Below are 20,642 nucleotides of genomic sequence, written 5' to 3'. Positions count from 1 at the left end.
AAAAGTTAAAAACATCATTGCCAATCGGCGACAGCCGCTATAATTAAACTCTGTTTTTGTGGTAGCCAATATGACAACACTCGCCTCTTTTTACCACCTAAATGTTCCTTATAAATCTCAACTCGACAACTGGCATAATCCCAGCGGTTCATGCAATGTTACATCGCTGGCTATGTGTCTAGAATTCCTGAAAGCCGAGCGCAATTCCCGATACTTTCGGTTTGAGCAATTCGAGGACGAACTGTATCAATATGCCCTTGATAACAATTTAAGCCGGCATGATCCCCAGGATTTAGCAAAGATTGTTCGCGCTTATGGGTGCTGCGATAACTTCAAAGACAATGGCAATATCGAGGAAGTGAAAGAATGGTTAGCCGGTGGCAATCCCTGCGTCACACATGGCTATTTCACCTCTTTTGGTCATATCATTGTCATCGTTGGTTATGACGATGGTGGGTTCATTGTGCATGATCCCTATGGAGAATGGTTTGCCAGCGGATACCGTACCGACTTAACCGGCGCTTTTCTCCACTACTCCTATAACTTGATTTGGGAAACCTGCATTCCTGACGGCAAGTTCTGGGTTCATTTTATTAACAAGCAATGAACAGCCTGACTTACGAAATTCTCAAAAGTCGAATTTCTAATAACTGCTGGCTGGGAAAAGAATTATTTTCTATCTCTGAGCAAGTCAGCCGAGCAATCCAATCTCCAGTTGATTGGTTTCAATCATTGACGCCCATTCAATCTGTGAAATCTCAGACTGACTCGGCTTTTTCTCCTATCCATCAGGTTATTGATTCCATTAAAGAAAGTTCTGACATTGTTACAAGTGTCGGCCTACTTTTCCTTGAATCCAGTTATTCAATTAACAAAAGCTTCAATTCTAGAACTCATTCCTTTCTAAGCTCTAAAGGAAGTGAGATTTTAGCCAATCTTAAAATTCGAGAAGCTGATAAAAGATTTTATGGATTAGCACTTGAAGCTCACAATGAAACTCTAAATTTACCGGCACTCAGCACCAAGCTTGAGGAAGTTGAACTACAAATTCAATCAGTGCAGAATTCAGGGCAGCAGGTTTTGGATGAATATCGAGATAGAGCAACAAGCCGGTTGAATGAAATTAAATCTGATGTAGAGGCGCAAATCCAATATTTAACAGGTGAAGCTAAATTAAAAGCACAGAGAATTTTATATCGCATCAATTCAATTTTTAAAAGAATTCAATCTTGGGGCGGTGCAAGTAGTGGCGGCAGTAATTCATCAACCGCACCTTACATTTTTAGCAGCCGGTTTAGCCGAGGCATTACTTCAATCAGAAGATATCCAGATATTCAGATGAGTCTGGCACCGATTGCTGGGGGTGCGATTGCAACGATTCCGACAATTATCTCAGTGATTAAATCAATCTCAGATTGGCTTTTGGGAAGTTTTCTTCTGAAAGCGGTGGCTGGGTTTCAGCAAGTTTTACTCCCGGCATTAACCCATACAGTTACATCAATCGTTGTTAAATTCTTCAGCATTTCTGGGGCAGAAGCTTGTCGATATTTAGCTGCCGGCGTGCTGAAACAAAATATTGCCTTACTGCCGGCTATATTCGCTACAACCGGCACCGCAGGCAATGCTTGGGCATTCCTAACCGCTTATGCCCCCTACATCCTGATTGCCGCAATCATCATTATTGCTGCTATTAAACTAAGCCGATCTACACAGCTTGGAAATCTTCTCTATGTGTTCGCAATTGCTTCACCCATTGCCAGCTTTTCTAAAAACAATACTAGCTTTGCATTCGGGCAAGCTAGAGTTTCCGGGGAGCCTGAATCGGTAATTCGTCAAGAGTTGAAGACTGTCGCAGAACGAATCTTGGTTGATAGTACCTCTTCTTATGTTGAAATTTATGGTTTTGCTCTAGAGGATGATAAGACGGTAACTCTAGGATTGAATCTAACAAATTTAAATCTTCCCATTCCTATCCCAGAAGGAGAAAGAGACGGAATTTTTATGAAACTTAATGATGCCATTGAAAACTTTTGGGAGTAAAGAAATGCCAACAGATTTCCGAAAGATTGTTTACTGTGAAACCAGTGGTGAAATTAGAACAATTACAGATTTATCGGTCTGGCTTTGTAACAGTAAAAAATGGGCGTCGGTTCCGCCTGTCGTTATTAGGAACGCTTTGTTATTTGCGCTGCATCCAACCTTAGAGTTCTGCATTGGAGAAATTCCCAAAACTGAAACGAATCCGAAAACGCTTGACCCGTTTAAATCAGCAACCGGCAATCCCTATTTTCTAGACTTGGCTAGCAACAGCCGAACTCATGGGCGCTTCACATTCTGTCAGACGCCGGTGGGCAAGTTTTATTGTGGTGAAGACTGGAAGCGGATTATTTATGGATCGATTCTGCACACCGGCTGCAAGAAAATGGTTTACAAGCCGATCAAATATGTTGTGGTTGATGACGAGAACCGCGACAGTGACGGCAATCCACTGGATGATCCAACTAATAATCGACACTGGCAAACCGGCGACTCTCATGCCAAAGCCAGCCGTAGTTTGATGATGCTTTTGGGACTGCCAACTGACTTAGAGCAAGGAACCGGAGAACCAGATCCAGATAAGCCGGTGCAATTCAGAATGGCAGAGTGGAAGAAGTGGATCGGCAAAGGCACGATCGCTCATAACCCAGAACTTGATAACTCTGGTTTTGATTTGGTAATCCCGCAGTCTTCACTCAAGGGCATCAAACCGGCACTGGGCAACTATGAAGGCAAGCTATTGATGGGCTTGGTTTTCGAGGCTGAGGAGCGACGGGCTAAACCGGGTTGGATGCTGTTCCAATGGTTTGACTTTGCCACGCTGGAAGCCGATAACATTATCAGCCGGCTCAAAGAAAAGTGTCAGCGCCTTTCACGGGCTTATAACAGCATCACGGAACTCGCCGAAATCCTCAGAATTGACCAATCCATTGCTGAGGCTGAACTAGAAGAAGGCAGCGACAAACTCCAGTCTGAAGCTGAGTACGAAAACACGATGATGCGGATCATTCAGGCAGATCAGCGGGGGTTACTTCTCCTACACCCGTATGTCGTACGCCGTGTGAAGGAACGCCTGCAAGCCTTATGGCTGAACTTGGCTAAGGCTGCCGGTGTTAGATTCTACTCCCTGATGGCCCAACCCGATGAAAGTTTGGCACATTATCACTCTGTCTTGCCGGATGGCAGAATTATCGGGCGGCGCGTGTTCTGTGCTCCAGACTTTGAACCGGGTGAATATATCGTGTTTTGTAACCCGATGCGACACTGGGGCGATTGCCAGCTTTGGGAAAACCGGCACGAGGGAATCTACACCAACTCGACCGGCATTATGGCTGCACCCCGGTTGCTGTTGCTCAACCTTGGGCGGGACACTGACGGGGATTTTGTACAGCTGATCAAGAGCAACGCTTACCCAAATATGCGGGAGGCGATCGCCAATTTTAGCCAGTCTCCAATTGTCGATAAACTCCCCAAAGTTGCGCTACAGGGGAACTTACAGCAGATCGCGATCCGCTCAATGAACGACTTAACCGGCGTGGTTGCCTCCCTGTTGGGCAGAGCCAGGGCTGCCGGTGCGGAACAAATTGTTCTTCTCATTCCACCTGGCGGCGAGCAAAAAGAAACCAAGGAGATGAAAATTATTGACTTCCTTTCACAGGAGTTGCAAATTGCCGTCGATAGCTTGAAGTCTGCCTATCCCAATAATGTGGCCGGTTTGGATGCCGTCAAGAAATTTTTGGATGAACTGGGTGCAGAGTCGCCTTGGTTGAAAGACTTCAAAGACCCAGCCTGTTATCGTGACAGGCCCTGTGCGGTTGATACGGGTGCCGGTGATACAATCTCTCGTCTCGTTCAGACTGTGAACCAATACTGGAAAGCACCAGACCTCAAGATTGAAAGCAGCCCGCGCACCTATGAAAATGTCCTGTTTGGCGACGTGCCACATTCAGCCGAACAGTTTCAATACGCTATGGATCATCGGACGCGATACCGAGCTGACATGGCAAAAGCGATTGCTTGGAAAGATGAAAATGAGGGCGATACTCGGCTGATTCGAGAAGTTGCTGAAGCAACCAAAGCCAGCAGTCAAAGTATTCTTGAAACTCCCAAACCAGATGGTAGTCTTTATGACCCGATTAGTTGGGTTAGTGCTTATTGGAAAGCCGCACATCAAGCAGAAACAGGTGATGCCGGTTTGGTATTTATGATTTTTGGTAATGAAGTAATTGCTTATCTCAAAGAGATGAAACCGCAAGAAGCTAAGGTTATTGTTTGCTATGGATGTCAATATTCCCAATGGTCGCCACAGGGGTGGTATTGGTCTGGGCAGGAAGTACAGACACGCGCTTATCTCAATACCAGCCGACAAAAACTTGCAATCGAGATGAAATTGGAATCAGCGAAGCGGTTGCTCGGATTTCATCATCTTGGTTTAGTTGCTGAGAAATCAGTTCCTTACTTAAAAGCCGGTGAAACCCGCACGATGAAAATTTACTCGACTAGGGCTAAAAATAATCAAACAACTGAAGTGACTCTATTCGATCCCACCCTATCTCAAGAAGAAATTAACAATTTTCTAAATTTCAGATAATAATGAAATTGTAGCTTCGCTTTTCTTTTTATGAGTCAGTCTCTTTTCGAGTATCTTGAACAATCTACCGGCTACACACAGCCCGTTGTTTCTAGCATCCTTAATGGATTTTCCAACTTTGTCGAACTTTCCCTACGTCAGGGTTCAGAAGTCAGGCTAGAGAATTTTGGCAGTTTCGCCTACAAAGATATCCCTGAACGTCAGGCTCGAAACCCACGTACGGGTGAACCCATTATCGTTCCGCCCAAGCGCAAGCCAACATTTAAGTTTTCTAAGAACTTTGCCCAAAAAATCGTTAACAGTTTTGAGGAATCACCACCCCAAAACGATGAGCCGGTCACTTCTTTGGAGCCGCAGTCGCCAGCTACCCCACCTCCGATTCCAGCCAATCTGATAGCGCAGTCTAAACCGACGTGGTTCATGGGCAAACCAGATGGAACGATCAATCAAATCTCTGAATCTGAGATGACTGCGGTGAGTCCGGATACGCCAATCTGGAGCGAAAAGACCGGCTGGAAACTTGCCAGAGACATTCCTGAATTCAAATTCTAAGAGCCTAAATAGCTAAAACAAAAGGATGGGATTGCTGCTAACCCCATCCTTATTTTTTTTGCAACCGGCTCGTGACTAGATTTGAAGTAATTACTTACCTAAGTTTGAACTAACAAGGCTCTAGCGTAAACCGTTTCCCCATCTTCACCCGTTCCAATGATAAACAAGCCGGTGTAAGGATCGTTATTGCCGGTGGCGTCCGCTTTATCAGAAACGTAACAAACTCTAGCATCTGGCAGTAGTTTGAAGGCAGCGTAAAGCTGAATATAGTATTCAACGGCTTCTGCCGGCACCTCCAGGTCTTCCATCTTTCTGCTGCTATCGCGGACTGCACCCGCAACCGATTGCAGTTCTAATAAGCTGTTAGCAACGATGGGTTTGAATACCTCATCCAGAGTTTTAGTTTGTACAGTCCTTTCAGGAGCTACATACTTATCGATCCCTTTTGCTTTGGCTCTCATTGATTTGTCAAAGCTTAGAATCTTTGCCTCATCTACTAGCCCTTTAGTTCGCTTAATTTCTAAGGGGGTATCAGACTCGCTCTCTGCCCAATAATTGAAGTCCTTGACCGCTTCTCGCAGAATCTTTGCGACGGTTGCTGCTGTTGCCATATTTAACCTCGAAATGATTTGTTGTAGTCTATCATGTCTAAAAAAATCTCTCTAATGTTAGAGAGATCTTGCACAAGGTCATTACAATTTTAAGCCCATTTTCCGGCCACTATCTTAATAACTCCATCCGCTTCAAATTGAGATTCAATTTCAAATCCCTGATCCGCTAGTGCAGCAATGGTATTTGCCCGTGCATATTGAGGCATGAGTGCTTCCATGAACTTTTGAGCAGCTCGCTTACTGCCATCCCGTGTTAAGAATTCAAACTCTCCTAAATCAGTCAATTTGAAGCCAAAATCATATCCTCCCTGATAGTTTTGTTTTCTCCTAATAACAAATTCTGCTATCTTGCTATTCCCGAACGGATCATGGATAGCGCTATTGGTTTCGAGATATGCGCCGGCCAGAATCCCATCTAGGCCGGTGGCAATCATGTCATTCAGAACTTTCTCCAGTACCGTTGCATTCTTGATTTGAGTCTTGATGTGAGTTAAATGGCTCATTTCCCTAATTTCCTCATTACTTCATCAACAGCAGCGTTAAATGCCTCATCAGTCGGTTCATTCAAAGCACCAATAAGACACAGCCACCTCAGTTGAATTTCGCGTCCACCCCGGCAGATTTTCTGGTTATCAACACTATGACAAAGATGCTGACCCTGCCCGAATAGATTGGCCAGAAAATGTTGATATCTTTCTGGTAACAGTTCTATTGGGTTTCTGCCGGCAAACGGACAGGTACGGCAGGGCTTTGGCTGCACAGGATAAGTCCGTAAATCAGTCGGGTTTAGAGTCATGTAATTTATCCTGAATTAATTTCTGGATTGATTGCTGCCATTGCTGGTGATTTGCTAATTCAATTAAGTCCTCTGCCGTCGTCTCTCTCTGCAACAGTCGAATCCAAGGTTTCTTTGAATTCATAGCGCCTCTTTCACCATCCTTAACTTCCTTTTCTGCCAGCATAAAAGCCCCAGAACCAAATCGTTCGTCAGCTAACTTTTTAAGCTGTTCAAGCTTCAATTTGTTCATCTGTGTCATTGTCCAGTCTGTCTTTGATCAGGGATTGTGCAATTTCCATTTTTTCTGTTTCTGGCAGGTCACTAAACAGATAAAAGCTTAGTCCATCCATGAAAGCATCTAATTCTTGGGGTGAAAGAGATTTGGGGTTATTTACATTTGATTCCATAATTCCTCAGATCCCGTACTTTCAATGTCAGGCTGATTGTATTGGGGCAAAAACTCTTGTGATTGCACTTCACCAATTGCTGCCTCTATCCCTTCGGTTACTGCTGTACAATTCGGGCCGGTGGCGATAACTTTCTCGGTGACAATCCCATCTGCGTTAATCGTGAATTCGATTCTGTAATATTTCATGGGTTTATTCCAGTATTGGGGCAATGTACAGGCTGGGCCGTCGTCGATAACACGTTCTATGACCTTGCTATCAAACTTTCCATTCTCAATCGTGAATTCGATTTTGTAATATCTCATCCCACTTAATCAAAACTCTCTGTCTTTTAGTCTCAGCTTTAAAGAACTTTAAAAAATCTGAGAAACTTTCAAATCCATCGTCTTTCGCAAACTTTGTTTTCTCTTCTAAACTGTCAATCAGGTTGCCGTCAACAGTTAGAGAAGAACCGAGAATTTCAACCGGCAACACTTCAGTGCAAATTGCTTCCCCTAAAAACTCACGTTCTGGAGTGCGAGATTTCCACCAAAGATATAAAGTATCTCCCGGTTTAATCGGGTATTTCCGCAATTCTCGGATTGTCTGTAATTTTTCACCTGACAGGATTTTGTCTTTGAAGACTGAAAAGCTAATTAATGGCATATACTTAGATTGGGAGAAATCCAAAAGTGTGATAAAGCGTTTCTGCGGCTAACCAGCCGGCCTCAAAGCTAACTGTGTAAGATGTGGGCATATCTTCTCCCCATCTGTAATGCTCATATCCTTCTACAAACTCAAAGATGTCTAGGTTCTGGTTCTGTTTGTTGGCGAATTGTCTCAACATATTCCCTATCCAATTTAAAGAATTCAACCAGGAAATCTATTAAAAAGTCGTAATCACTGCCTCGAATTTCAATCCGGTCATTCTCAATTTTCGATAACAGGATGTAATCAATTGTTTTTATCTCTGCTGCTAACTCTCTTTGAGAGAGTCCCAGATTACGCCGGCCTATCCAAATCAATCTTCCCAAAGTTATTTTGCAACACTGCATGATGAATTAAGGCGGAAGCGACCCGCCATTACGCTAACTTGGCTTATCTTTCACTTGGCAGCATCAAAACAGAATTTTCTAAATAAAATTTGATGACTGGCAAGGGGAAATCAGTAAATTCAATCTGCTGGGTAATAGGTGGCTTGACTCCCAAAACAGGTGTATCTTCCCAGCACGTTAGAATGGCGTTATTTCCTGGGCTAGGTTTGATGAACTCATGGCTGTCACCAACCGCTAATATCCAAAGTTGAAAGTCTTTCAATCTTGGATTCTTTAATGCCTTGATTTGGTGAGAAGCAATCGCATCAATCAACCAATAACATTCAGCATTTTCTGCTAGGAATTTAAGGCCATCTGTATAGCTCAATCCCAAGATGTGCTTGAAGTAAGTGTTTGTGCCATTGAATTGCGGCAATGCGGCTTCGAGTTTTTCTGCTTCCAGCATGATTTTCATGGATTTTCACAACATCAAAATCTGGAAGCGATAGCATTACTCCTCATCCTCTTCATCTTCGCTTTCATCATTTTCTGGGGGAGTAATCCACTCATAACCAGGCATATAGTCAATTAGTTCTTGCATTGACATTTTCTTGGATTCAGTCATTGTTTAATTCTCGACAACATCAAAATCAGCAAGCGAAAGCATTCCCTAAAACAAAGGCATAGAAAGCTGCTTATACTTTCGCTTTACAGAATCCTTACACTGTTTAACAAAGATGCGTGAGCGTTGGTTGCAATTATTTTGCCAATTAATCAAGCTAGCGGCAATACCAAACTTATTTAAGTGGCAAAAAACTCCCACTTTTTTAGCCATTGCGACTAAGTTCTTCTTTTTGTGAAGGCTTGCTATAACTGCCGGCTCATAAGAACCACAGTCATAAAGAAACTTTCTGACCTCACAAGTTGCTTTCAACCGTTCGATTTTCTTTGCTTTGGTGCCGCTGTGAGGAATGCCCACAAGCTGGCACAGTCCTGATAGATCATCTCCATCAAATTGACCAATCTCTTCCCACTTCCAATCCCACATCGGGTTTTTGATACATTCACAAAGAGTGTAGTAATTCTTCATCGATTGAATTTAAAGTATCAAAATCGGCAAGCGAAAGCATTAATTCAATCAACTTCCAAAGACCTAAGTTTGCAGTTTTGAATCTCTATTTCTTGAAAACTGGAAGATTTAGCTCCGCTTCTCACTGCCCACGCTTTGAGTGCTTCAATCTGAGGTTGGGCAATTCGCGCTAGAGGAATACAACCGGCAATCGCATCTAGCAAATCGCCTTGGGTAAATTCTTCTTGCCGGCTGAATCCCTGGTGCATGGCCTCGTAGATAACTTGCTCAATCTCAGCCCCAGAGAAGTCTTTAGAACGTGCAGCGAGCAGTTGCAAATCAAATTTCTGTAGTCGGTTTGGACGTAACCGGGATAGGTGAACTTGAAAGATTTGTGAGCGCTCTACTTCGGTGGGTAATCCAATCCAAAAAATCTCATCCAGCCGGCCTTTGCGAATCAATTCTGCCGGCAAAACTTCGGTATTGTTGGCAGTCGCAATGATGAACACCGGAGCCGTTTTCTCTTGCATCCATGTCAGTAATGTCCCAAAGACGCGCCTGGATGTACCAGAGTCCCCGTCAGTGCCGCTGGTGATATTGCCAAATGCTTTATCAATTTCATCTAGCATCAAACAACACGGTGAAACGGCTTCTGCCAACTTAATCACCTGCCTGATCCGCGATTCAGACTCACCAACAATTCCACCGAACAATCGACCGACATCCAGACGCAACAAAGGTAGTTTCCATTGGGCCGCGATGGTTTTCGCTGACAAACTTTTGCCGGTGCCTTGAATCCCTGCCAGCAAGACGCCCTTGGGTGCGGGTAAACCATAGGCACGGGCGGCGTTGCTGAAACTATGTGCCCGGACTTGAACCCACTGCTTGAGATTTTCCAATCCTCCAACGGATTCTAGGCCGGCAGCGGCAGGGATAAATTCTAAGATGCCGGTTTCTCGGATGGTTTGCCGTTTCTCATTGATGACAGCATCCAATGCCCTGGAATCAACTTTTCCAGATTGGGCGAGACACTTCGCTAGCACACGGGCGATGCGACACCGGCTCAATCCCTGGCAGGCTTTGACTAACTGCTCTCGCCCCTCATCTGATAGCTTGAGTTTCTTGCCTACCAGTTCATCGATGAGTTTAGAAATCTCTCGCGGTGCCGGCAGGGAGAAGTCCACAATTGTTGTTTCTTCCCGCAGTTCCACCGGCAGGCGCAACTGATCTGACAGAATCACCAACGTCCGCCGATCCCGCGCCATCTCCCGCGCTAGATTCTTGATCTCCCTCACCAACGGCAATTGAGCTGGTGTTATCTGCCTATTGCTACCGGCTGCTATCAGGGTTGCCAAATCTTTCAGAACAAACAGTGCCGGTTGTTCCCCTGGCATTTTTCCCACACGGGCCAAAGCATTCATCGGGTTGCCTTTGTCTGCACCGTCTTTGTCACTCCAACCTCTGGCAAAATCCCAGAAATAAATCTGTGACTTCCTCGCCTGACAGGCGGCTAACAATTCTTCCTCTGCGATCTCTTCCTCTGGCGTCACGACGTAGAGCAACGGATATCGAGCCGCCAGCATCAATTCCAATTCTGATTTACTCTGGGCTACCTGATAAAGCCCTTTCTTTTCTGTCATGATTACCACCCTGATTCTCATTCCCCATAGCAACTCTCTCGCTCTGCTATGGGGGATAACATTCTCTGCAATCTGCTATTTGCTATCTGCTAGGACAACAGCTTTTCCATTTTTCTTGGAAAGTTTAGATTGAAGTTCGGAAATGAGGGCATCTTTTTCAGCAATCAAAGCATCCACATCTACATCCACTTCTAACGCTGAGGTAGATTTTTGCTGTGCTTGCAATCGGGTCACGGTTTCACTGGCCTCTTTTAACTGATTCTGCAAAACTGAAACTTGAGACTCCAGAACTTGCTTTTCTCCCACTTGAGTTTGTAGGGATTGAATCTGAGAATGCAAGCTGGAAATTTCCCGCTCTCGTGCTTCAATCTGACCATTCAAACGGGAGATTTCCCCATGACGCTCCCGCTCTCTGGCTTCTAAATCAGCTACCTCCGCTAAGCGTTTTTCAGCCTCAGATAGTTGGCCGGCTAAATCATTTCTCTCTTGATACAGCGAATCTAACTGTTTGCGGAATTCCTCAGCCTCAGCCAACTGCTGTTTATTCAGATTCATGTAGGCTTCCCGCAGTTCGTTACGCTGGCGTTCGTACTCTGATTTGTAAAAATTTAACTCAAGCTGCAACTGTGGGAAATCTTTAAGCTGCTGGCGCATCAAATCGTTCTCAGCCGCCAGAATTTTCATCCGATCCCCACTGACTGATGTATCCGCTTTTGGTAAGCCAATTTGTAGCCGGCAACTGCCATCTGACGCATCACAGTCAGATAATCCTCTGGAATATCCGTCTCCTCCAAAAGACCATCATCCGTCGCTTCAAGGATTGCTGAAGCGATATCTTTCTCACCTCTGCCCTGCTTTAACGCCGCTAGGTTCTCCGACCGCCACTGTTTGAGCAGTTGGCAAATTGTATCTGCACTGCCGCCAATGCCATAAATATGCTTCAGCGCCGCCTGCACTGAGCGCGTCACAATGCCGAGCCGGTTTTTCTGCAAGACCGCACAGGCCACATCCACCATCTCACGGTTAATTGTGGTGTACTGGCGAGACCCGTCTATCTCAAATCCTTGCAAGTCAAGGGTTGTAAATGCTGTTGGTAGTTTTGCCATTGTTGCTTGGTAATCTACTTGCCACCTGTAGTTACCAAATTACCATGTTTACCATTTTTGGAAAATACGCAAATGCAAACTTTTATTAAGTATTCTCAATCCTATCGGCAATCGCTCGAAGCACTTGAGCCAAATCATTCATAGGAATCCCTTGAATTTGCTGGATCAGCCGCTGTAGAGAAGTTGGCTGCCTTGTGCCGGCAAGAAATTCCCTAAACTCAGAGAGCGTCTCCCCTCTCAATGCTGCGATTCGCTCAAAGCTTTGCACATCTGGCACGACCTCTAAGTTTTCCCAAGCTTTGATTGTCGGGTGTGACACGCCGAGAATCTTGGCGAAGGATCTATAAGAACGATTGCCTCTAAGCTCCGTTACTACTTGAGCGAATCTTTGTCGAGCTTCTGAATCCACTGAGCGAACAACCATAGTAGATGCACAGTTAATTTACAAAACTTTGTGAAATTAGTAGTTTCCACAAGTGGTAAATAAGATGATATGGAAACTTAGTTGCCAGTCATGGAAGTTGGAAATGGAAGAGCCAAGAACTAAAAGAACTTTGACGCTACCAGAATCTCTAGATAAACAGTTAAGGCTTGAAGCGGCAAGTAAAAGAATTTCAGTTGGAAAAATTGTTGAAGAAGCGGTTGCCGCTCACTTTCAAAGAGTTCCCCAAGAAAAAGAAGAACCGCAAATATTGAAGGGGATCGCATCTTAGCACGGTGAGCAAAAACCTACTACTGAAGTCAAGGATTTTTCTTGGATCAGCCATGAGCGGATTAACTGTTCACTCAGCTAAAGACCTGCCCAATGGACTGCGGCCAGGTTTGGCTCACGGATGGTGCTTAGCCTGCCGCGACCGCACCGGCACTCGCAAGTTCCGTCAGTTAGTCAACGGCATCTGTGCGGAATGTCAACGGAAGGCAGGGATCTTGCCGGTTGAAACGCCACCAGAGGAACCTCATCCCCAACCCCCTAAACCCCAGCCCTCTCAGTGTTCTCAACCCCTCAACAGCACAGAAGAGAAACGGCTACTTGAGGAACAGCAGCTTGCCTGTGCGCTTCCACAAGTTCACGTTGGCCACCGCCAGTGGATCAGTGAGATGGCCGCACTCCTGGGTTGGACAAAAGAACGTACCCGCACAGTTGGCAGGCGGCTGAGGAGGAAAGGAATCATCATTCCTCCGGTAAACCCCTCTGACTCGATATTGCAAGCACTACAGAAATCTCACAAACCCCTATCCGTCTCTCAGCTAGCTGAGGTTTTGCCCTGTGATGCAACTGGCATAACCCAAGCCTTGACCAAACTCGAACAAGCGGGACAAGTTGCAGTTATCCGCAGAGTTGGATTTCCCAACTTGTACTTTGCTCATCAAAACCATGACCCACACACCAAAGCCTAAGCAGCATTACCGCTTATCGCTGGATCAGGCGATTCGAGATTACGAAGATGGCATCATCACAGCCACTGGACTCGTTTTTTACGCGGTCGGGATTTATCGAAAACCTGGTCAAAAACTGAGAGTTCGAGACATTGAGCGCTTCTGCAAAGAGATAGGAATTAACCGTGCCACCTTCTACCGAGCAATCAGCAAACTCAAGCTTAAGGGGCGCTTGGAATGGGAAACAATTGCCGGTCTTGACTTGTGGATTCCTACTTCAAATGTGGTCGAACTCCAGTCAGAGCAAGAAGTTTCGCCAAGCTGCGAAAGTTTGTCGCCACCTTGCGAAATCCAGTCGCCAACCTGCGAAAGTTCGTCGCCATCAGGCGAAACCCAGTCGCCAACCGGCAACAAAGAAACCCCAAAACTCTTGCCGACAAAAGCTTCCAGCGACCTCTCAAATATCTTTCAATCTTCTTATCAAATATTTTTCAACTCTCTCTCAGAAAGCGAGAGAGAGTGTTTTGAAAACTTCTGCCGGAATGAAGTTGCCGGTCTACCTCGACCTGTTGTGAGCCTTCAGGATTATCTCGCCGCCGGCGACGCATCAGGTCAGCCCAGATACCTAGATTTTTATCGGCGGTTCGCCGGCACCGCAGCTGCTGCCCAAATCCGAACGCAGCAAGCCGCCGACGAACTGACCGAGGAACTGTACCAGCAGTTTGACCGAGAGTTTCGGGCGATTAATTGCGAATACATCGACTTCGTCAAAGATTGTGATCCAGGAAGCCTAGAGCGGGATATCAGGGTGAAATTTCTAGAGGAATGGGATCGAAGAAATAATGCTGTGTCCGTATTGTAAAGACGAGGGTGGTGGGCATCTACCGTGCATCCAAACGCTGCTACCGACCCCCCAGCGGCTTGATAGAGTTCTAGTTCGCACCGGCCAATGGGAATGCGACTGCTGCGGATTCACTAAGGCTATCTACGCCAAGCAGCCGGTTAACACAGACCCGAATGAAATTTTTAAGAGCATCAGTTGTTTTTGCTGTAACGACACCGGAGCGATTCACCACCAATTCATCCAATCCAGTATCATGCCGGATTACCTCAGCACCGACCCGCCCATTCCCTGCCGCCGGTGTAATGCCGGACTCAAAGTTCAAGGCTGGGATATCGCCACAAAAGCTGACTGTGAACAAATCCACCGCGCTCAACTATCCAAAGTGAAATTTTCCCCCACACAAGAAGATGTTTCTACTCTCATTCGCTCTGCTATCAAATCAATATGAAGTACGGACTTTGCAGCCGATGTCAATCTCCGATAGAAATCCCCGGTTTAGATGCTTACAAATGCCCGTTGTGTGGATGGACTAGATATGGATGTAAACCAACTATCAAGGCGAGAGAGAGACAAAATACTTCTAGAGTGTCAGGCACTTCTACTCAAAATTTCCAAACATCGCTATTCTCTCAAGCTTCTGATTAATGCCAAAAAAGCTTTAGAAATCATTGCTGATTACAAAAGGAGAAGATAATGTTTATTGACAAGAAGCAAGCCGGAGAAATTCTTTCAAAGAGTCCGAGAACTCTAAATCGATATCGTAATCGTGGGATTCTCATTGAAGGCATTCACTGTGCTTATGTAGGCAACGAGTGGCTTTACAACGAAGAATTACTTAAGGATTTGATTACCTGCGGCATGAATCCCAATCATCCTGACCATCAGAGAGCAATCGCTTACTACCAATCCCAGAAACTCGGTAATCAACTTAAGGGGCGTCAGAAAAAATATCAGGCAACCTAGTTTTGCTAACACTGCCGGCATAATGTTGATAAAGAGTCCTCACGTTATGACCCGTCAGTTCAGCCACATTCACCGGGTTCATCCCTTTTTCAAGCGCATGGGAAACTAAAGTGTGTCGGGTTGTGTAAGGTTTTCTATAGGGAATTCCCAGGCTATTTAGCACAGGTTTCCATGCCCGGTTGCGGAAATTATGATCATCAATTGCTCCTCCCTGTGGAGCTGGGAAAACTAAATCTTCCATACTAAACTGCTCTCTCACCCTCGCAACCGACTGACGAGCTAAAAGCATCTGTTGAAGATGAGAAGTCAGCGGAAGATAACGATCACTTCCCGTTTTAGTTTCCTTCCGCCGGCCTCGACTCACACTTTCTCCAATCCAGGCAATTGAGCAGTCATCATTAAGGTGTTTCCATTGCAAGCCAATTGCTTCGCCCGTTCGAGTGCCGGTGCCAAATAAAAACTCTACAAAATCAGCATAGTTGGGGAATTGCTCACGAAAGGCAATGAGAATTTTCTGAATTTCACTTTTAGTGAAAGGTTTAGATTTTTGCTTAACCGGCACCCGAACTTTGATATCAGCCCAAGGATTCTCTACAACTAGCTTTTTTTTTATTCCCCAATTCCAGCAAGCTTTGAGCAACGCAATTCGTTCCCGCAGGGTAATAGGAGCTATCACAGTTGCTAAATTTTCCTTAAACTTCTCAGCCTCAGTTTCAGAAATAATAATGGCTGGTTTGTTGGCAAAAAACTCTCGCAGTTTTGTTAACAGCCCTTTGTATTTTTCCAGCGTCCGGTCATAGACTTGTTTTGACCTAGACTCCATAAATCGCTCAAATAGCGCAGCAACAGAAATCTGATTTTGACGCTCTGGCTTGTACTTAGCGAGAGACGGGTCAAAGTTCCCTGTCGCTAAGTCGCCTTCTATGACCTTAGCTTTGCCCTCGGCCACAATTCGATTTAGGGGGGTATCAGCCAGCCCACAGTAGAGATAATGCTGTTTCCCCCCATACGACCAAACCAATCTCAAAACGCCCTTAAAACTCTGAACAGTAACCGTTCCCTTTCGATTCCGTTGTCCAGCCATCCCTCAAACCCTTGAAAGCTCGTATCTTAAACTTATCCTTTAAAGTGGCTGAAACTGGCATTCTTTGTCATACCCATCAATGCTATGTACCAGCCAGCGGAACTGAGGTCAAAACGATAGATTCCTTTCCCTGACGGCTTCTATTTAATGGACACAACTGGACTCGAACCAGTGACCCCTACGATGTCAACGTAGTGCTCTAACCAACTGAGCTATGCGTCCCAACGGTTCATAACCATAACATACCCTTAGACACCGGCGCAATACTTTACTACTTAAAATTTTTCTTCACCTTACCCTTCCACCACCGGCGACATCCGCCAAATCTTAATCGTCTTATCTTCACTGCCACTCACCAGGGTTTGACCATCCGGACTGAAGGCGACTGAATTCACTGAATAAGATTCTCCAGAAAGCGTGTGCAACAGCTTGCCGGTGGGCAAATGCCAAATTTTAATCGTCTTATCCCGACTGCCGCTTGCGAGGATCTGGGCACGGGAACTCATGGCGAGGGTATTCACCCAGTTGGAATGACCGGCAAGGGTGCGGAGGGATGTTTGTTGCAATTGCCCACCATTCCCCAACTGCCACAGTTTAATCGTCTTATCCTCACTGCCACTGGCAAGGGTGAGGGAACGGGGACTAATTGCAATGGAACTTACCGGATCGGTATGACCGGCTAACGTGTGCAGCAGTTGCCCATTCGCCAAATTCCATAAGTTAAGGGTTCTATCCCAACTACCACTAGCAAGAATCTTCCCATCGGGGCTAAAGGCGATCGCTCTCACGCCGTCAGAATGCCCCGTCAGGGTGTAGATCAGCTTTCCAGTCGCCAGATGCAAAACTTTAATCGTCTTATCCCAACTCCCACTCGCCAGCGTCTTGCCATCCGGACTGAAAGCAACTGACAGCACCCAATCTGAATGACCGGCTAGCGTACATAATAGTTTGCCGGTATAAAGCTGCCACAGTTTAATCGTTCTATCCAAACTGCCACTGGCGATCGTCTGCCCATCTGGACTGAAGCAAACCGAGGTGACATCATCTGAATGACCTGTGAATGTACCTAGATGCTCGCCGGTTGCTAGCTTCCACACTTGAATCGTTTTGTCAGAACTGCCACTAACAAGAATCTCACCATCTGGACTAATGGCAACCGAATTAACAAAGCGTGAGTGTCCCGTGAGAATCTGAACCCGTTTCCACGTCGTCGGTGCGTTGAAAGGAAGGAAGCTATCTGCGGTACTGGTAATCAGGGGTTGGGATGCCGGCCTAACAGTGAGGGGTGGAGTTGGCGGCATTTGAATGCCTCTCACCGGCAAGGTGGTCGGCACATAGGGTGAAGTTGCCGGTTTCAAGGGTTCTGCTTTCAAATCTTTCAGCACTTCCGATGCCGACTGATAGCGATCATTCACCCACTCTTTCAGCATTTTGTCTAAAACTTGCGCGAGTTGAGCGCTGACATCTTTCCCTTTTAGCCTCAGCACCGAGCGCCACAGCCACCGCCCCGTCATTGGATCAAATAGTTCATCTAGAGCTGTATGAGTCAGCAAATGAATGCAAGTCACGCCTAAACTATAAAGGTCGCTGGCTGGATAGGCTTTGCCACTGCGAAGCTGTTCGATGGGTGCATAACCTTCTGTGCCGGCTCGCGTTCCCGTGCCGGCAAAACCCGTACTGCTCAACTGTTTGGAGATGCCAAAATCAATCACTACTAGCTGGCCATCTCTGCGGCGTCTGACAATATTCGTGGGTTTGATGTCGCGATGGATAATTTGGTTTTCATGGACAAACTCCAACACCGGCAGCAAATCATTTAATAGCAGCCGGATCTGTTCTTCACTAAACGCCCCTTGTTCTTCCAACTCCTGCCACAAATCTTGCCCTTCAATTAGCTGCTGCACCAAATACAAGCTTTTGTCTTGTTCAAAATACGCCAGCAACCCCGGAATTTGCGAGTGCTGTTCCCCCAGTTCCAGCAAGCGTCTGGCTTCTTGCTCAAACAGCCCGACAGCCTTGGCCATTGCATTAGAATTGCCTTGAATTTCCGGTGCCGGTAAAAATTGCTTAATCACGCAACGAGCACGCAGCCGGTGTTCATCGACCGCCAAAAAGGTTCGCCCCATACCCCCCTGACCAATGGGCTGAATGGCACGGTAACGATCTTTGAGGAGTAATTTTGTCCCACAACTCAGACAAAACTTAACCGTAACCGGATTCTGCGGCTGCGGGCAGCTCGGATTGAGGCAGTAGCTCATATTGGCAAGGAATCAGCAGATTGAATCTATGTTAAGTTTTTCCGTACCCCAGGTGAGCGTATCGCCGGTGCGCGGTTTGAGTAACGCCCTTGGGCTGTGTTGGGATGTTAGCGCTTGATGGTTATTTGTTGGGGGATGTTCCAGCTTGATGCCGGCAGCAAATTTTAGGTCTTGGCAGTGCAGTATTAAATCCTACTGCATCTTTTCAAAATATTTGCCCCTTTGATGCCGGTGTCCATAACTCGATGTTTTCATCACTTAACCGCTTAAAAATATTCGATTTTACGCTATTAGGTAAAAGTACCCCAACTGCTTTGGGGCTGTGTTGTAACTTCTGCAACAAATTCTGCTCCTTCTTACACTGCTGCACCCAGCCTAAATGCTGTGATCAATTAAAGTATGGTATTTTAGCGCGAATATGCAGATGTTGCATCCCCTTCCAATGTCGAATTTTACAGTTTAGATTGCCAATTTTATAGGAAAAGTCTTGGTTGCTAAAAAAAATGAGTATATATTTCTCTTTAAATGGGGTGAGGAATCATATACCGTTTTAGTTTAAATATTATTTTGCCAGATATAGCAATCCTAAATAGGTAGTCAGATTTCTAGTCGGCAGCTTGCCGGCTCATATTATGACAATTAATTGAGAAAAGTGATAGCTCGCTACTCAACCAGGGAGCCAGATGTTTGCGCTGACGCGCACGCTACGCGAAAGCACTCCCTAAAAAATTGTCTGAATAATTTTATTTAAAATATCTTGTAGTTAAACATATTTTAAATAAAATTCTTGAATGTTGTAGTTTAAATCTCTATCAGGTTTTTCATATATAAAATTGTTTAAGAAAAAAAAGCCGACTTACTGGAATTGTAACAAGCCGGCTTTGCTTTCAAGTAACTAAATTACTTTAAATTAAAGCTACTTAAGTTTTGCTCGTGCAAATTTCAACAAATCTTGGGCTTCTGAATAAGCGGTGGTGCCGGTTTTAACATTTTCTAAATCAGTGATAATTTCCTGTATTTGGCCGGCTATAGCGCCACTCTCAGTTTCAGCATTGGCTAATCGTTGCAAGTTTGGAATCTGGCGTTTTGCCTGTTGTAATGCTTCCACAGATTCTTGCTCAGCTTTCTGGCGCGTTGTGACAATTCCCAAGTTTTTCTGATACTGAGCAATTTTTGAAACAGCATCAGTGTAGCCAGAATCTTGTAATGGCACGAGCTTGAGTTGATTAATTGCTTGCTCCCATAAATCAGCAATCTGGCCCCACTCATCTGCACTATGGGGCGGATTTTGGGAAGATTCGGCTGCTGCCATCGCAAATGTTTTGGCAGCTTCAATTAATGTATTTGTACGCTGACGCCCATCTGTATCACCCACAACTTCTGCAAAATCGCGTTGAGCAGCTTGCAGTTTTTTCCGCGCCATTAGATTTGCTAAAGTAGATTCTGGAATCTCTCCCATTTGGTCGATACTGACTTGCCAAGCCGCAATCGCTTTTTGTTGATCTGCCCCTGGTTTAGCCTGCTGATATTGCTGTTTGGCTGCGTTCAGTCCTTCTTCTGCTTGAGATAACAAAGTTTGAGCATTCTTTTCTTGGAAGATTGTTGCTTCCATGCGCCCGATCTGTTTACGGGCTATTTCAAATTCATCATAGGTAAACTTCCAACTACAGCCAAAGAAACTGCAATAAAACTTCGGTTCATAGCCCAAAAACCACACCGGCAGTCCGTTCAGGTGTTTTTGTGCTTTCGTAACTTTTTCTGCGCCTAAATTAATATCAGCCGGCCCGCTTGCTTTGTTAACCAGTTGGTCGGCTTGTTCCACCAAAGAGATGGCTTGCCGGTAGTCGTTATCCATCTTAATGTAGCTTGGCAGCAAGATCAGAGGTGCCACCGAAGCCACCGGCTTACGAATCATCGGAAACGGTAGATTTGCCACCCAGATAAACCCAGCAGCAGCGGCAACGGAAGCGGTTGCAAACATGAGTAAACCGAACATTCCCTTCGGCTTATTAGCATTTGCCGCCTCTTTCAGCACTTTCTCATTGAAATTCGGCAAAATATCGCTGACTGTCTGACGCAGTTCTGCAAATGTAGCCGGCGATCCATTTTGCATCCGCAGTTTTTCTAACCGCTTCAGGGCAATATCCCGCTGTACTTTGCCGGCTATATCATTTCCAGAGCATTTAAAGACTTCGACACGCAAAATTTCAAAAGCGCGATTATTGAGGCGAGACATAACGACACAACCTTACTTTGATTGCTTTTAGAGTGCCCGCCAGAAGGCCGCTAAGCTACAGCAATCTAGCGTGAGCT

25 protein-coding genes, 1 tRNA gene and 1 pseudogene are annotated in these 20,642 nt (G+C 45.5%); 9 read left to right on the top strand and 18 right to left on the bottom strand.

Annotation, left to right across the window (positions count from 1 at the left end; all coding sequences use genetic code 11):
• Positions 1–97 precede the first annotated feature (97 nt).
• The 4 genes and pseudogenes from H6F56_RS00910 to H6F56_RS00895 all read left to right on the top strand — a co-directional run.
• Positions 98–607, top strand: a pseudogene (locus tag H6F56_RS00910) (C39 family peptidase); the annotation flags it as partial.
• Positions 604–2,040: a hypothetical protein gene (locus tag H6F56_RS00905; protein ID WP_190664916.1), complete on the top strand. Its 1,437-nt coding sequence runs from the start codon at positions 604–606 to the stop codon at positions 2,038–2,040. The pseudogene H6F56_RS00910 and the gene H6F56_RS00905, both read left to right, overlap by 4 nt.
• Positions 2,041–2,044: 4 nt before the next feature.
• Positions 2,045–4,627: a hypothetical protein gene (locus H6F56_RS00900; protein ID WP_190664915.1), complete on the top strand. Its 2,583-nt coding sequence runs from the start codon at positions 2,045–2,047 to the stop codon at positions 4,625–4,627.
• Positions 4,628–4,657: 30 nt separating this feature from the next.
• Complete coding sequence (locus tag H6F56_RS00895) at positions 4,658–5,179, top strand: HU family DNA-binding protein (protein ID WP_190664914.1); 522 nt, start codon at positions 4,658–4,660, stop codon at positions 5,177–5,179.
• A 98-nt stretch (positions 5,180–5,277) separates the two neighbouring features.
• Here H6F56_RS00895 and H6F56_RS00890 read toward each other — a convergent pair whose 3' ends face one another.
• The 14 genes from H6F56_RS00890 to H6F56_RS00830 form a co-directional block, all read right to left on the bottom strand.
• Positions 5,278–5,790: a hypothetical protein gene (locus tag H6F56_RS00890; protein ID WP_190664913.1), complete on the bottom strand. Its 513-nt coding sequence runs from the start codon at positions 5,788–5,790 to the stop codon at positions 5,278–5,280.
• 89 nt (positions 5,791–5,879) lie between these two features.
• Positions 5,880–6,293, bottom strand: coding sequence for a DUF1257 domain-containing protein (locus H6F56_RS00885; RefSeq protein WP_190664912.1), 414 nt, complete (start codon positions 6,291–6,293; stop codon positions 5,880–5,882).
• The gene (locus tag H6F56_RS00880; protein ID WP_190664911.1) at positions 6,290–6,586 is read right to left on the bottom strand and encodes a hypothetical protein; all 297 of its coding nucleotides are present in this window, start codon (positions 6,584–6,586) and stop codon (positions 6,290–6,292) included. The genes H6F56_RS00885 and H6F56_RS00880 overlap by 4 nt, the downstream gene beginning before the upstream one ends.
• Complete coding sequence (locus H6F56_RS00875; RefSeq protein ID WP_190664910.1) at positions 6,567–6,818, bottom strand: hypothetical protein; 252 nt, start codon at positions 6,816–6,818, stop codon at positions 6,567–6,569. The genes H6F56_RS00880 and H6F56_RS00875 overlap by 20 nt, the downstream gene beginning before the upstream one ends.
• On the bottom strand, positions 6,799–6,975 hold the full coding sequence (locus H6F56_RS00870; RefSeq protein ID WP_190664909.1) for a hypothetical protein: 177 nt from the start codon (positions 6,973–6,975) through the stop codon (positions 6,799–6,801). The genes H6F56_RS00875 and H6F56_RS00870 overlap by 20 nt, the downstream gene beginning before the upstream one ends.
• The gene (locus H6F56_RS00865; protein ID WP_190664908.1) at positions 6,960–7,163 is read right to left on the bottom strand and encodes a DUF2997 domain-containing protein; all 204 of its coding nucleotides are present in this window, start codon (positions 7,161–7,163) and stop codon (positions 6,960–6,962) included. The genes H6F56_RS00870 and H6F56_RS00865 overlap by 16 nt, the downstream gene beginning before the upstream one ends.
• Positions 7,164–7,248: 85 nt before the next feature.
• Positions 7,249–7,620, bottom strand: coding sequence for a hypothetical protein (locus tag H6F56_RS00860; protein ID WP_190664907.1), 372 nt, complete (start codon positions 7,618–7,620; stop codon positions 7,249–7,251).
• 4 nt (positions 7,621–7,624) lie between these two features.
• On the bottom strand, positions 7,625–7,801 hold the full coding sequence (locus H6F56_RS00855) for a hypothetical protein (RefSeq protein WP_190664906.1): 177 nt from the start codon (positions 7,799–7,801) through the stop codon (positions 7,625–7,627).
• 251 nt (positions 7,802–8,052) lie between these two features.
• Complete coding sequence (locus H6F56_RS00850; protein WP_190664905.1) at positions 8,053–8,454, bottom strand: DUF6876 family protein; 402 nt, start codon at positions 8,452–8,454, stop codon at positions 8,053–8,055.
• Positions 8,455–8,658: 204 nt separating this feature from the next.
• Positions 8,659–9,078: a hypothetical protein gene (locus tag H6F56_RS00845; protein WP_190664904.1), complete on the bottom strand. Its 420-nt coding sequence runs from the start codon at positions 9,076–9,078 to the stop codon at positions 8,659–8,661.
• 44 nt (positions 9,079–9,122) lie between these two features.
• Positions 9,123–10,697: an AAA family ATPase gene (locus H6F56_RS00840; RefSeq protein ID WP_190664903.1), complete on the bottom strand. Its 1,575-nt coding sequence runs from the start codon at positions 10,695–10,697 to the stop codon at positions 9,123–9,125.
• 75 nt (positions 10,698–10,772) lie between these two features.
• Positions 10,773–11,381, bottom strand: coding sequence for a hypothetical protein (locus tag H6F56_RS25670; protein WP_199312505.1), 609 nt, complete (start codon positions 11,379–11,381; stop codon positions 10,773–10,775).
• Positions 11,378–11,803 carry a hypothetical protein gene (locus tag H6F56_RS25665; protein ID WP_199312504.1) on the bottom strand — a complete coding sequence of 142 codons (426 nt, stop codon included), beginning with the start codon at positions 11,801–11,803 and terminating at the stop codon, positions 11,378–11,380. The genes H6F56_RS25670 and H6F56_RS25665 overlap by 4 nt, the downstream gene beginning before the upstream one ends.
• A gap of 85 nt (positions 11,804–11,888) precedes the next feature.
• Complete coding sequence (locus H6F56_RS00830) at positions 11,889–12,227, bottom strand: helix-turn-helix domain-containing protein (RefSeq protein ID WP_190664902.1); 339 nt, start codon at positions 12,225–12,227, stop codon at positions 11,889–11,891.
• A 103-nt stretch (positions 12,228–12,330) separates the two neighbouring features.
• Here H6F56_RS00830 and H6F56_RS00825 point away from each other — a divergent pair, with 103 nt between their 5' ends.
• The 5 genes from H6F56_RS00825 (at position 12,331) to H6F56_RS00805 (ending at position 14,987) form a co-directional block, all read left to right on the top strand.
• Positions 12,331–12,516, top strand: a complete 186-nt coding sequence (locus H6F56_RS00825; RefSeq protein WP_190664901.1) for a hypothetical protein — start codon at positions 12,331–12,333, stop codon at positions 12,514–12,516.
• A gap of 52 nt (positions 12,517–12,568) precedes the next feature.
• Complete coding sequence (locus H6F56_RS00820) at positions 12,569–13,201, top strand: helix-turn-helix transcriptional regulator (protein ID WP_190664900.1); 633 nt, start codon at positions 12,569–12,571, stop codon at positions 13,199–13,201.
• Positions 13,179–14,042 (top strand): hypothetical protein, encoded by an 864-nt coding sequence (locus H6F56_RS00815; RefSeq protein WP_190664899.1) that lies wholly within the window; start codon positions 13,179–13,181, stop codon positions 14,040–14,042. Before H6F56_RS00820 ends, H6F56_RS00815 begins: the two co-directional genes overlap by 23 nt.
• Positions 14,023–14,472 (top strand): hypothetical protein, encoded by a 450-nt coding sequence (locus tag H6F56_RS00810; RefSeq protein ID WP_190664898.1) that lies wholly within the window; start codon positions 14,023–14,025, stop codon positions 14,470–14,472. Before H6F56_RS00815 ends, H6F56_RS00810 begins: the two co-directional genes overlap by 20 nt.
• A 245-nt stretch (positions 14,473–14,717) precedes the next feature.
• Positions 14,718–14,987, top strand: a complete 270-nt coding sequence (locus H6F56_RS00805; RefSeq protein WP_190664897.1) for a hypothetical protein — start codon at positions 14,718–14,720, stop codon at positions 14,985–14,987.
• Here H6F56_RS00805 and H6F56_RS00800 read toward each other — a convergent pair.
• The 4 genes from H6F56_RS00800 to H6F56_RS00785 form a co-directional block, all read right to left on the bottom strand.
• The gene (locus tag H6F56_RS00800) at positions 14,953–16,071 is read right to left on the bottom strand and encodes a tyrosine-type recombinase/integrase (protein WP_190664896.1); all 1,119 of its coding nucleotides are present in this window, start codon (positions 16,069–16,071) and stop codon (positions 14,953–14,955) included. The genes H6F56_RS00805 and H6F56_RS00800 overlap by 35 nt on opposite strands.
• 148 nt (positions 16,072–16,219) lie before the next feature.
• Positions 16,220–16,293: transfer RNA gene (locus tag H6F56_RS00795), tRNA-Val, on the bottom strand.
• 71 nt (positions 16,294–16,364) lie between these two features.
• Entirely contained in the window at positions 16,365–18,329 is a 1,965-nt protein-coding gene (locus tag H6F56_RS00790) for a serine/threonine-protein kinase (RefSeq protein WP_190664895.1), read from the bottom strand.
• A 916-nt stretch (positions 18,330–19,245) separates the two neighbouring features.
• Positions 19,246–20,565: a hypothetical protein gene (locus tag H6F56_RS00785; RefSeq protein WP_190664894.1), complete on the bottom strand. Its 1,320-nt coding sequence runs from the start codon at positions 20,563–20,565 to the stop codon at positions 19,246–19,248.
• Between the last annotated feature and the right edge of the window lie 77 nt (positions 20,566–20,642).

This window comes from Microcoleus sp. FACHB-672, from assembly GCF_014695725.1.
Taxonomy (GTDB): domain Bacteria; phylum Cyanobacteriota; class Cyanobacteriia; order Cyanobacteriales; family Oscillatoriaceae; genus FACHB-68.
The sequence above is the reverse complement of the archived record's forward strand: the minus strand, read 5'-3'. Positions and strand labels throughout refer to the sequence as shown.

Bases quoted from the DNA above. Each gene is read 5' to 3' on its own strand.
- H6F56_RS00905 (WP_190664916.1), top strand. From the start codon at position 604: ATGAACAGCCTGACTTACGAAATTCTCAAAAGTCGAATTTCTAATAAC.
- H6F56_RS00900 (WP_190664915.1), top strand. From the start codon at position 2,045: ATGCCAACAGATTTCCGAAAGATTGTTTACTGTGAAACCAGTGGTGAA.
- H6F56_RS00895 (WP_190664914.1), top strand. From the start codon at position 4,658: ATGAGTCAGTCTCTTTTCGAGTATCTTGAACAATCTACCGGCTACACA.
- H6F56_RS00890 (WP_190664913.1), bottom strand. From the start codon at position 5,790: ATGGCAACAGCAGCAACCGTCGCAAAGATTCTGCGAGAAGCGGTCAAG.
- H6F56_RS00885 (WP_190664912.1), bottom strand. From the start codon at position 6,293: ATGAGCCATTTAACTCACATCAAGACTCAAATCAAGAATGCAACGGTA.
- H6F56_RS00880 (WP_190664911.1), bottom strand. From the start codon at position 6,586: ATGACTCTAAACCCGACTGATTTACGGACTTATCCTGTGCAGCCAAAG.
- H6F56_RS00875 (WP_190664910.1), bottom strand. From the start codon at position 6,818: ATGAACAAATTGAAGCTTGAACAGCTTAAAAAGTTAGCTGACGAACGA.
- H6F56_RS00870 (WP_190664909.1), bottom strand. From the start codon at position 6,975: ATGGAATCAAATGTAAATAACCCCAAATCTCTTTCACCCCAAGAATTA.
- H6F56_RS00865 (WP_190664908.1), bottom strand. From the start codon at position 7,163: ATGAAATATTACAGAATCGAATTCACGATTAACGCAGATGGGATTGTC.
- H6F56_RS00860 (WP_190664907.1), bottom strand. From the start codon at position 7,620: ATGCCATTAATTAGCTTTTCAGTCTTCAAAGACAAAATCCTGTCAGGT.
- H6F56_RS00855 (WP_190664906.1), bottom strand. From the start codon at position 7,801: ATGTTGAGACAATTCGCCAACAAACAGAACCAGAACCTAGACATCTTT.
- H6F56_RS00850 (WP_190664905.1), bottom strand. From the start codon at position 8,454: ATGCTGGAAGCAGAAAAACTCGAAGCCGCATTGCCGCAATTCAATGGC.
- H6F56_RS00845 (WP_190664904.1), bottom strand. From the start codon at position 9,078: ATGAAGAATTACTACACTCTTTGTGAATGTATCAAAAACCCGATGTGG.
- H6F56_RS00840 (WP_190664903.1), bottom strand. From the start codon at position 10,697: ATGACAGAAAAGAAAGGGCTTTATCAGGTAGCCCAGAGTAAATCAGAA.
- H6F56_RS25670 (WP_199312505.1), bottom strand. From the start codon at position 11,381: ATGAAAATTCTGGCGGCTGAGAACGATTTGATGCGCCAGCAGCTTAAA.
- H6F56_RS25665 (WP_199312504.1), bottom strand. From the start codon at position 11,803: ATGGCAAAACTACCAACAGCATTTACAACCCTTGACTTGCAAGGATTT.
- H6F56_RS00830 (WP_190664902.1), bottom strand. From the start codon at position 12,227: ATGGTTGTTCGCTCAGTGGATTCAGAAGCTCGACAAAGATTCGCTCAA.
- H6F56_RS00825 (WP_190664901.1), top strand. From the start codon at position 12,331: ATGGAAGAGCCAAGAACTAAAAGAACTTTGACGCTACCAGAATCTCTA.
- H6F56_RS00820 (WP_190664900.1), top strand. From the start codon at position 12,569: ATGAGCGGATTAACTGTTCACTCAGCTAAAGACCTGCCCAATGGACTG.
- H6F56_RS00815 (WP_190664899.1), top strand. From the start codon at position 13,179: ATGACCCACACACCAAAGCCTAAGCAGCATTACCGCTTATCGCTGGAT.
- H6F56_RS00810 (WP_190664898.1), top strand. From the start codon at position 14,023: ATGCTGTGTCCGTATTGTAAAGACGAGGGTGGTGGGCATCTACCGTGC.
- H6F56_RS00805 (WP_190664897.1), top strand. From the start codon at position 14,718: ATGTTTATTGACAAGAAGCAAGCCGGAGAAATTCTTTCAAAGAGTCCG.
- H6F56_RS00800 (WP_190664896.1), bottom strand. From the start codon at position 16,071: ATGGCTGGACAACGGAATCGAAAGGGAACGGTTACTGTTCAGAGTTTT.
- H6F56_RS00790 (WP_190664895.1), bottom strand. From the start codon at position 18,329: ATGAGCTACTGCCTCAATCCGAGCTGCCCGCAGCCGCAGAATCCGGTT.
- H6F56_RS00785 (WP_190664894.1), bottom strand. From the start codon at position 20,565: ATGTCTCGCCTCAATAATCGCGCTTTTGAAATTTTGCGTGTCGAAGTC.